This is a genomic window from Curtobacterium citri, assembly GCF_030362955.1.
GTDB lineage: Bacteria > Actinomycetota > Actinomycetes > Actinomycetales > Microbacteriaceae > Curtobacterium > Curtobacterium citri.
Genome location: NZ_JAUCML010000018.1, coordinates 1 through 8963, shown reverse-complemented (window position 1 = coordinate 8963; position 8963 = coordinate 1). Strand labels below are relative to the sequence as shown.

General features: G+C 73.8%; 10 protein-coding genes. 3 read left to right on the top strand and 7 right to left on the bottom strand.

Going from position 1 to position 8963, the window contains the following annotated elements; all coding sequences use genetic code 11:
- Positions 1 to 398: 398 nt before the first annotated feature.
- From rlmN to QUG92_RS16995, 5 genes are all read right to left on the bottom strand, one after another.
- Positions 399 to 1631 carry a dual-specificity RNA methyltransferase RlmN gene (gene rlmN / locus QUG92_RS17015; RefSeq protein ID WP_069713634.1) on the bottom strand — a complete coding sequence of 411 codons (1233 nt, stop codon included), beginning with the start codon at positions 1629 to 1631 and terminating at the stop codon, positions 399 to 401.
- A gap of 134 nt (positions 1632 to 1765) precedes the next feature.
- A complete protein-coding gene (locus QUG92_RS17010) occupies positions 1766 to 2575 on the bottom strand; it encodes a C40 family peptidase (protein WP_289460076.1) in 810 nt (269 codons plus the stop codon).
- A gap of 279 nt (positions 2576 to 2854) precedes the next feature.
- Entirely contained in the window at positions 2855 to 3730 is an 876-nt protein-coding gene (locus QUG92_RS17005) for an alpha/beta fold hydrolase (RefSeq protein ID WP_289460075.1), read from the bottom strand.
- Positions 3731 to 3739: 9 nt separating this feature from the next.
- Complete coding sequence (locus QUG92_RS17000) at positions 3740 to 4918, bottom strand: helix-turn-helix transcriptional regulator (RefSeq protein ID WP_289460074.1); 1179 nt, start codon at positions 4916 to 4918, stop codon at positions 3740 to 3742.
- Positions 4915 to 5082 (bottom strand): hypothetical protein, encoded by a 168-nt coding sequence (locus QUG92_RS16995; protein WP_182048080.1) that lies wholly within the window; start codon positions 5080 to 5082, stop codon positions 4915 to 4917. Before QUG92_RS16995 ends, QUG92_RS17000 begins: the two co-directional genes overlap by 4 nt.
- Positions 5083 to 5444: 362 nt before the next feature.
- Between QUG92_RS16995 and QUG92_RS16990 the strand changes: the two genes are divergently transcribed.
- Both QUG92_RS16990 and QUG92_RS16985 read left to right on the top strand, forming a co-directional pair.
- Positions 5445 to 6152 (top strand): class I SAM-dependent methyltransferase, encoded by a 708-nt coding sequence (locus QUG92_RS16990; RefSeq protein ID WP_289460073.1) that lies wholly within the window; start codon positions 5445 to 5447, stop codon positions 6150 to 6152.
- Positions 6153 to 6196: 44 nt separating this feature from the next.
- Positions 6197 to 6451 carry a zinc-ribbon domain-containing protein gene (locus QUG92_RS16985; RefSeq protein WP_069713630.1) on the top strand — a complete coding sequence of 85 codons (255 nt, stop codon included), beginning with the start codon at positions 6197 to 6199 and terminating at the stop codon, positions 6449 to 6451.
- Positions 6452 to 6457: 6 nt separating this feature from the next.
- Here QUG92_RS16985 and QUG92_RS16980 read toward each other — a convergent pair whose 3' ends face one another.
- Positions 6458 to 7957, bottom strand: coding sequence for a protein kinase domain-containing protein (locus QUG92_RS16980; RefSeq protein WP_289460072.1), 1500 nt, complete (start codon positions 7955 to 7957; stop codon positions 6458 to 6460).
- A gap of 112 nt (positions 7958 to 8069) precedes the next feature.
- Between QUG92_RS16980 and QUG92_RS16975 the strand changes: the two genes are divergently transcribed.
- Complete coding sequence (locus QUG92_RS16975; protein WP_289460071.1) at positions 8070 to 8573, top strand: tetratricopeptide repeat protein; 504 nt, start codon at positions 8070 to 8072, stop codon at positions 8571 to 8573.
- A gap of 76 nt (positions 8574 to 8649) precedes the next feature.
- Here the strand turns inward: QUG92_RS16975 and QUG92_RS16970 are convergent, their stop codons facing one another.
- Positions 8650 to 8838: a hypothetical protein gene (locus tag QUG92_RS16970; RefSeq protein WP_289460070.1), complete on the bottom strand. Its 189-nt coding sequence runs from the start codon at positions 8836 to 8838 to the stop codon at positions 8650 to 8652.
- Positions 8839 to 8963: the final 125 nt, after the last annotated feature.

Here is an 8963-nt window from a genome sequence, read left to right as displayed (position 1 = left end):
AGGCAACGGGGTCAATAAATTGGCATTGACAATGTGCACGCTGTTGAGTTCTCAAGGACCAGACGCACCCCCCACTCCGACCGCAGAACACGATCATCATCAGAGGGGCTGGAAGTTCGCTGCCCGGGCGAGACTCGGAGACGACCTTCCGGCCGATCCGTTCTCCGCCTCAGCGGCAACGAGTGATTACTCTACACACGCCCCGGGGGTGCAGCGAACCGGCCCACCGCCCGGGCGTGTCGTCCCCCGACTTCCCCGCGGGCTCGCGGATGTCGGGGTACCGGCGCTCACGACCGGGGCCGGGAACGACGAGAGGCGCGGTGCGAAACTCGCACCGCGCCCCCAGTCCGGAACGGACTGTCCGGGTGGGACCGCCACCCGGCGATCCGACCGCTCGCCTACTCGGCCGCAGCCAGCTGACCGCAGGCGCCGTCGATCTCCTTGCCGCGGGTGTCGCGCAGGGTCGTCGGGACGCCGGCCGCGTTGAGCCGGCGGACGAACTCGTCCTGCACGTGGGGCTCCGACGAGGTCCACACCGAGCCGGGCGTCGGGTTGAGCGGGATCGGGTTGACGTGCACCCACCCCTTGCCCCGGGCGTTGAGCTTCTCCGCCAGCAGGTCCGCACGCCAGGCGTGGTCGTTCATGTCCTTGATGAGGGCGTACTCGATGGAGACGCGACGACCGGTCTTCGCGTAGTACTCGTACGCGGCATCGATCGCCTCGTCGGCCTTCCACCGCGAGTTGACCGGGATGAGCTCGTCGCGGAGCTCGTCGTCCGGCGCGTGGAGCGAGAGCGCGAAGGTGAGGGGGATGTCCTCGTCCGCGAGCTTCTTGATCGCGGGGACGAGTCCGACGGTCGACACCGTGATGCCGCGGGCGCTCATGCCGAGGCCGTGCGGCTGCGGGGCGACCATCGTGCGGACCGCCTCGATCACGCGCTTGTAGTTCGCGAGCGGCTCCCCCATGCCCATGAAGACGATGTTCGTGACGCGCTCGGCGTCGACGCGGTCCTGCCCGCCCTTGCGCGGGTCACCCCCGAGCTCCCCGGCGGCGATCGCGGCGTTGGCGCGCACGATCTGCTCGATGATCTCGGCCGTCGACATGTTGCGCGTGAGCCCCGCCTGGCCGGTGGCGCAGAACGGGCAGTTCATCCCGCACCCGGCCTGCGACGACACGCAGAGCGTGATGCGGCCGGGGTAGCGCATGAGCACCGACTCGACGAGGGCGCCGTCGTGCAGCTTCCAGAGGAACTTGATCGTGTCGCCCTTGTCCGTGGCCAGGCGCCGGGTCTCGGTGAGGAGCGGCGGCAGCATGCCCGCGACGAGCTCCTCCCGCTGGGCGGCGGGCAGGTCGGTCATCGTCGCCGGGTCGGACGAGTAGTGCGTGAAGTAGTGCGTCGAGAGCTGCTTGGCGCGGAAGCCCGGCAGGCCGAGCTCCTTGACCTTCTCGACGCGCTCCTCGACCGTCAGGTCGGCGAGGTGCACGGGCGGCTTGCCGCGCTTCGGCGACGCGAACTGCAGGAGGGGTCGGCCCTCGGAGTCCTGCGCCTGGGTCCAGCCCTCGGTGCGCGGGCGCACCTGCGGACGAGCGGAGCGCTGCTCCTCGAACGGGGTGCGGGTCTCGGTGGCCATCACTCCAGTTTACGGGAGGTGCGCAACTCCCCGCGGACGCCGACGGAACGGCCCGCCGACGAGCGTGCGGGCGGGCAGCGGACGGGAGGCACGGCTCGACTCCCGAGGTCCGCCCCGGCGGGCGGACGGCCGGGTCACTCCCCCGCGGGCAGGAGGCGGGCGAAGTGGTGCGCGTTCGGGTACACCGGCACGATGTCGACGGGGTCGCCCGGGTGCGGGGCCTGCAGCACGATGCCGTCGCCGAGGAAGATCCCGACGTGGTCCTCGTCGTCGAACACCACCAGGTCACCCGGCTGCGCCTCGGACTCGGGGATGGTCGTGGCGACCGCGTCCTGCGACGGCACGTAGTGCACGAGCGGGATGCCGACAGCTGCGTACGCGACCATCGTCAGTCCGGAGCAGTCGATGCCCGCGTGGCTCGCACCGCCCTCGACGTAGGGGTCACCCATGTACTGCAGCGCGGTCGAGACGATCGTGGCGCGCTTGCCACCCGCGGACAGGACTGCCGAGATGGCGTCCTCGGCCTGCTGCGTCGTGACGCCGTACTTGGTGACGATGGTCGGGTAGGACACGACGGTCGTCGTGGTGGTGATGCCGTCGGTCCGAACGACGGGGACCTCGACGTCGCGGGCGACGGTGAAGGACTGCGCGTCGTCCGCCGCGGTGGTCAGCGACGAGTCACGCGACCGGTCGTGCGACGAGGTCGCCGGGGCCGCGTCCGCCGGCAGGGCGAGCGTCAGGCTCGAGGTCACGGCGAGCGCCGGCGCGAGCAGGAGCGCCGCCCGCTTGGCGTTGACGGCCCGACGGACGTGGCGGGGGTCGGCGGCGCGCTCGGCCCGAAGGACGGCCGTCCGGGTCAGCACCGCGGAGCCGGCGACGGCGGTCGACGCGAGCGGGCGCGGCGTGGGACGGCGCACCGCGCGGGGGGCCGGAGCGCTCTCCATGCGGACCGCGCGGTCGGCGGTGGCGTCAGGGGCGGCACGACGACCACGGGGACGACGCAGCTCCGCGGGAACCGACGGTGTGGACGGCGACGACTCGGGTGCTGCCGGCTCAGGTGCTGCCGATCGGGCAGCGTCGGGGGCTGCGGGCAGGGCGTGACGTCCCATGGTTCCTTCCGGGTCGGCCGAACGACTCGGGAAGACAACGTATTGGTAACGGTCCGGTCACAGGCTGAGCAGTGCCCCCCGGTTCCTGCGGTTCGTCTCAGTCTCGAGTTCGTCTCAGTCTCGCGCGAGGTGCTCGGCGGCCCGTTCCTGCACGGCCCGGGCGTCGTGGTGGTCCCACAGGGCGAAGTGCGTGCCGCCCGGCAGAGTCACGAGCTCGACGTCCGGCACGGCCGCCGCGGCACGGGAGCTGTGCCCGAACGGCACCTCGGTGTCGGCGTCGCCGTGCACGAGGAGCGTCGGCGCACGGACGGCACCGAGTTCCAGGTCGTCCACCGCCCCGAGCACCCGGACGTCGTTGTCCCACCCGGGCCGGAACGCGCCGCCCGCGTTCCCGCTGGTCGACAGGTCGAGCACGTCCCGGCGCCGGCGGAGGTCGTGCACGACCTCGGACACGTGGGCGGTCAGGGCGCGTCCGTGCAGGGAGCTGACCCCCGCCTCGACGGTGCGGACGACGACGGACGGCAGCACGCGGGCGGCCGTCGCGGCGACCGCGGCGCCGAAGGACGTGTGCGCGACGACCCACTCGGCGAGCGACGGTCGCTCCGGCGCCCAGCGGCCGGAGAGCCCGGCGGCGACCACGAGCGAGCGGACCCGGTCCGGGTGGCGGACCGCGAAGCGGTAGGCGACGGGTCCGCCACCGGACCACGCGAGCACGGCGACGCGGTCGATGCCGGTGCGGTCGAGCAGGGCGGCGTAGCGGTCGGCCTCGTCGTCGAGCGACGACCGGCCCGGGACGAGCGGCGTGCCCGGGTACCCGGGCCGGGCGACGGTGACGACCCGGAAGCGGTCGGACGGCAGGAACCGTGCCATGGCGTCCGCCGCGGTGATGCCGCCCGGGGTGCCGTGCAGCACCAGGACCGGCGCGCCGGTGCCGCGGACGGCGACCGCGACGCTGTCCGCACCGGTGGCGGGCGACGTTCCTGGCTGCATCCCTGCACGCTACCCAGGCGACCTCGCACCGGACCGGGCGGGCGCGGTGGACGCGCCGTGCGCCTCCCGTCCGACCTGCGGATCCGGACAGGCCTGCGCATCCGGAGAGGCGTGCGGATCCGGAGAGGCGTGCGGATCCGGAGAGGCGTGCGGATCCGGACGGGCCGGCCGCTCGACCGCCGAGGCGACCGCGATCGTCCGGCGCTGGCCGCGGAGGGTCTCGCCCGGGTGCTCCCCGTAGAGCGCGGCGTAGGACCCCGAGAAGCGACCCATGTGCCGGAACCCGCACGAGTGCGCGACCTCCGCGACGGTGGTCTCACGGGCATCAGCGAGCTGCAGCGCGATCCGCGCCTTCGCCAGCCGGAGGTCGCGGAGGAAGTCGGTGGGGGTCGTGGCCTCCTGCCGCTGGAAGGTCTCCTGCAGGGTCCGGACGCTCATCTCGGCGGCCCCGGCGATCTCGGCCGCCGTGAGCGGTCGGAGGAAGTGCGCGTACATGTAGGCCTTGGCCCGGTCGAGGGCGGCGACCGGCACGTCCGGCAGCCCGCCGTCGGGTGCGGGGTGGAAGGCGTCGATGACCGCCTCGGCCACGACCAAGTCGAGCGCGGCGCGGGCACCGTCGGCGACGGAGACGTCGAGCATCGGGCCGGCGACCTCCCGGAGGGTCCGCTGCAGCGGTGCGAGCCGGACCGACGGCACGGAGACCGGGAAGGCGAGCGGGACCGGCGGTGCTGCTCCCCCGAGGACCGCGACCGCCTCGAGGAAGTCGGCGTGGAAGTGGACGAGGTGCACCGTGCCGGCCGGCGCGGACACCCGGAACGGGCGCCCGGCGGGGAGCATCACGGGGACGCTCGGTCGCAGGGTGACGCCGTCCTCGCGCTCGGGGTCCACGACGACGCCGCCGTCCGCCGACCACGCGAGCACGTACTGCCGCCCCGGCACGAGGATCCCCCGCACGTGCGCCGACGAGGACGCGGTCCGCAGGCTGACCCAGCCGTCACCGACCGAGCGGTACCGGAAGGCGAAGGCGCCGTCGAGCGCGTCCGGACCGAACACGACGTCGCGCGCTCCGTACACGCTCGCCGCGATGTCCCGCGCCTCGTCGGGGTCGGTGCCGCTGCGGACGACCTCGTGGACGGCGGTCCGCCGCGAGGCCCCGGTCGGGGGGTCGGCAGGCGGGGCGACGGTCACGTGCGGTCACCGCGGCCCGGACCGCGCACACGGGCGAGGTCGGCGAGCGACGGCGTGACCGCTCCGTCCGGCACCGCCCACCCGCGACGCGCGGCACGGCGGAGCGTGCGGTAGGTGGTCACCCGGACCTGCTGGACGCGGTGGTCGGACTCGTACGTCGACATGTCGTGCTCCCTGCATCACGACCGTCCTGCGTCCTGCCCGGTCCCGGGACCTCGGCGTCGGGTCTCCCGACCCGAGCAGCCCCGCGTGCCGCGGACACCGGACGATCTCGTCGTGTGCGCGACGGTACGCGCGGGGTGGACGGTGGGACGCGGGGCGCGTCCAGCGTCCGCGCAGATCGGACGGACCGGGACGGGACGGCGGCCGGACCGGGCGTTGCGGCGGTCGGTCGTGCACAGCGGCGGACGGGAGGCGCGGGGCGGGCCGGTCGCGCGCCTCCCGTCCGCCCCGGTGTCGGTCCCGCCGTTTGCCGGTCCGGCAACGCCCCTTGCGCCAGTCGCCCGGTCCGCGGTGCACTGGGCGGATGCAGGCACACGAGCACACGGCCACCGGGGACGCCGGGACGGCACGCGGCGGCGGCACGGTCGATCAGGAGACGTCTGCCCGCGACTGGTGGGAGGCCCGGTACGCCGCCGGGGACGGCATCTGGTCGGGTCGGGTGAACGCCGTGCTCGCGGCGGTGGCACCGACGCTGCCGCGCGGTGCGGGTCGGGCGCTGGACCTCGGCTGCGGGGAGGGCGGCGACGTGGTGTGGCTCGCCGAGCAGGGCTGGACCGCGACGGGCGTCGACCTGTCGGACACCGCCGTGGAGCGCGGACGTCGTGCCGCCGCGGCCGCCGGTGTCGGGGAACGCACGTCCTTCGTGGCCGCGGACGTCGCGACCTGGGCGCCTGACGGCGACGGCCGGTTCGACCTGGTGACCGCGTCGTTCCTGCAGTCGTGGCCGGTCGAGATCCCCCGCGCAGCGATCCTGCACCGGGCCACCGGCCTCGTCGCCGAGGGCGGACACCTGCTCGTCACCGCCCATGCCGCACCGCCGCACGCCGACCTGCCCGAGGCGTTCCGCACCTACCGCTTCCCGTCGCCGGAGGAGGACCTCGCGTCGCTCCGGCTCGACGACGGCTGGGAGGTCGTGGTCGCCGAGGGCCGCCCGCGCAGCGCGACGGGTCCCGACGGGGAACGGCACGACACCGTCGACAGCGTGGTGCTGGTGCGACGCCGCGCGATCTGACCCGACGTCGGTGCGCTCGGGCACGGTCGCGTAGCCTCGGCCCCGTGTTCCTGATCTTCGGCACCCGCGGTACCGACACCCTGCTCACGGTCGTGCAGTTCGTCTGCGGGGTGTGCGGCGTGCACGCAGCGCAGCGGGTCGTCCGCCGCACGACCAAGCTCAGCCTGTTCTTCGTGCCGCTCGTCCCGCTCTCCCGCTCCTACCGGAACGAGTGCGTCAACTGCGGGGCCGTGACCCGGCTCACTGCGGAGCAGGCCGAGCACGCCCAGGGGTGGTCGGCGGGACAGCCGGGGGTCTGATCCCGGTCAGTGCCGGCCGCTGTCGACGGGTCGGCCGCTGTCGATGGGCAGCGAGTCGCTCGTGGTGCGCAGGGTCTCCTGCCGGAGCTCGAGCTGCGTGACGGCCAGCGCCGCGAGGTCGCGGAGGTTCGCCAGGTCGGCCTCGGTCGCCTCCCGGGGACGGACGTCGAGGACCGCCAGGGTGCCGACCGCGGTGCCGTCGTGCCGGAGCATCGGGACGCTCACGTAGAAGCGGATGCCGAGCGGGCCGGTCACGAGCGGGCTCTGCCGCATCTCCGGGTGGACGGAGCCGTCCGGGATCACGACGGGCACGGGCACCGGTGCGAAGCCGTTGCGGAAACTGATGTTCCGTGCGGCCTCGTCGACGCCGTCGGCGATCCAGGAGTGCGACCACTCGCGGTCCTCGTCGAGCACGTCGACCAGGGCGATCGGCGCGTCGAAGAGCCGGGCGGCCATCGCGACGGTGCGCTGGAGGGACTCCTCGGGCAGCGTGTCGAGCGTGGCGGGCCGGTTGCTGTCGACCGTGCCGGTGCCGGTCGCGGTGCCCGTGCCCGTGCCGCTGCCGGCCGTGTCCGGAGCGGACCGATCGGCGGGCTCGGCGACCGCCGGGCCCGCGGAGCCCGACGCCGCCTCGTCCGCGGTCTCGGCGATGAGGACGTCACGGAGCATCGCGACCAGCTGGCCGCCGAGCGGCCGTGCGGACGGGTCCTGCGCGGTCATGGCCCGGAGCAGGTGCTTCCACCGCTCGGGCAGCGGCTCCGGCACGACCGGGTCGCGGGAGAGCCGCGCGATCGCGGACTCCACCAGCGACCCCGGGAACTCCCGACGTCGTGTGAAGCACTGGAGCAGCACGAGGCCCAGCGAGTAGACGTCGCTCGCCGGGCCGACGTCCGCGCCGCGGGCCTGCTCGGGACTGAGGTACGCGGCCGTGCCGGTCGTCACACCGTCCGCCGTGAGCCGCTCGACCCCAGCGGCCAGGGCGATGCCGAAGTCGGTCAGCCGGGCCCGCGCACGCTCCGAGCCGTTGCCGTAGTCGACGAGCAGGATGTTCGACGGCTTGATGTCCCGGTGCACGACGCCGTGGGCGTGGATGTAGTCGAGCGCCTCGGCCATGTCGTAGCCGATCTCGGCGATGTGCCGCGACGCGAGCGGCCCCACCGAGAGCCGGGCCTCGAGGTCCTGGCCGAGGATGAGCGACATCACGATGAACCGCTGCGACCCGCCGTCCGCACCCGTGACCACGCCGGCGTCGAGCAGGCCGACGAGGTTGTGGTGCTCGAGGGCCGCGAGCACGCCGAGCTCGCTCTCCTGCCGGGCGATGTCCACCGAGCCCGGGTGGAAGAGCTTCACGGCGACCGGTCGGTGCAGGACCTCGTCGGTGGCGCGGTAGACCACCGACATCCCGCCCTGTCCGATGGCGCCCTCGATGCGGTACCGGCCGTCGAGGAGCGGCGCGGCGTCGTCGTCGTGTCCCATGCGTTCCTCGTCGTCGGTGTCGGCAGGCAACGATGCATCTTCGCATCCCGGTGGCCGCACCGTCCGCCGCGCCACGTTCGGTGGACCGAACGCGTCGGCGGGGACCCCGAGCGACCACCGGCCCGCCGGTAGCGTGGTCGGCATGCACACGCACGGTGAGACGGCCTGGGAGGACCGCGTCGCAGCACTCTGGGACGACACGGCGGTCGGGGACGACGAACGGATCGCCCGCATGCGCGACCTCGCCTCGGTCGCTCCGCACCCGGCGCTCGGTGCCTTCGAGCTCGGAGGCGCCTTCGACTCCGGTGGCCGCGAGGCCGACGCACACGAGCGCTACGCGGCGGCGACGGCAGCGGGACTCGCGACGGTCGACCCCGACCGAGCAGCGCGCATGGTCGTGCAGCACGCGTCCACGCTCCGCAACCTCGGGCGGGTGGACGAGGCCATCGCCATGCTGCGGGACGCACCGAACCACCCGTCGACGGGTGCGGCTCCCCGTGTGTTCCTGGCGCTCGCGCTGCACAGCGCCGGCCGCGTCGACGAGGCACTGCGGGTGGCGATCGAGGCCGTCGAGCCGACACTCCCCCGGTACAACCGATCGGTGCGGGCCTACGCGGCCGCGCTCACGGACACACGCTCCCGCTGACCGACGGGACCGAACGACGGACGGGAGGCGCGGTGCCAGCTTGCACCGCGCCTCCCGTCCGTCGTGCGGTTCCGCCTCAGCGCGAGGCGGCCTTCTCGATCTTCTTGCGGAGCTTCGCGCGCTGCTTGCGCGCGTGCGGGTCGTTCCAGGCCTTGCGGATGGTCTCGGCAGTGCTCGTCTTCTTGACGACGGGACGGTTGGACCGGGAGCCGATCCAGATGCCGATCAGGGCGATGAGCCCGATGACGATGATGCGGTTGCGCATGGTGTCCTCCTGGTGTGGTTCCTACTGGACGCGGGAGCTGGTCTGGCTGAGTGCGGTGCGGGTGCCGCCGGTGAGGTGGACCAGGACCGGGACTTCTCGGCCGAGGGTGTGGTCGAGGGTGGTGA

Excerpts from the sequence above, each read along its gene's own strand:
- QUG92_RS16990 (WP_289460073.1), top strand. The coding sequence starts at position 5,445 with ATGCAGGCACACGAGCACACGGCCACCGGGGACGCCGGGACGGCACGC.
- QUG92_RS17010 (WP_289460076.1), bottom strand. The coding sequence starts at position 2,575 with ATGGAGAGCGCTCCGGCCCCCCGCGCGGTGCGCCGTCCCACGCCGCGC.
- QUG92_RS16975 (WP_289460071.1), top strand. The coding sequence starts at position 8,070 with ATGCACACGCACGGTGAGACGGCCTGGGAGGACCGCGTCGCAGCACTC.
- rlmN (WP_069713634.1), bottom strand. The coding sequence starts at position 1,631 with ATGGCCACCGAGACCCGCACCCCGTTCGAGGAGCAGCGCTCCGCTCGT.
- QUG92_RS16970 (WP_289460070.1), bottom strand. The coding sequence starts at position 8,838 with ATGCGCAACCGCATCATCGTCATCGGGCTCATCGCCCTGATCGGCATC.
- QUG92_RS16995 (WP_182048080.1), bottom strand. The coding sequence starts at position 5,082 with ATGTCGACGTACGAGTCCGACCACCGCGTCCAGCAGGTCCGGGTGACC.
- QUG92_RS17005 (WP_289460075.1), bottom strand. The coding sequence starts at position 3,730 with ATGCAGCCAGGAACGTCGCCCGCCACCGGTGCGGACAGCGTCGCGGTC.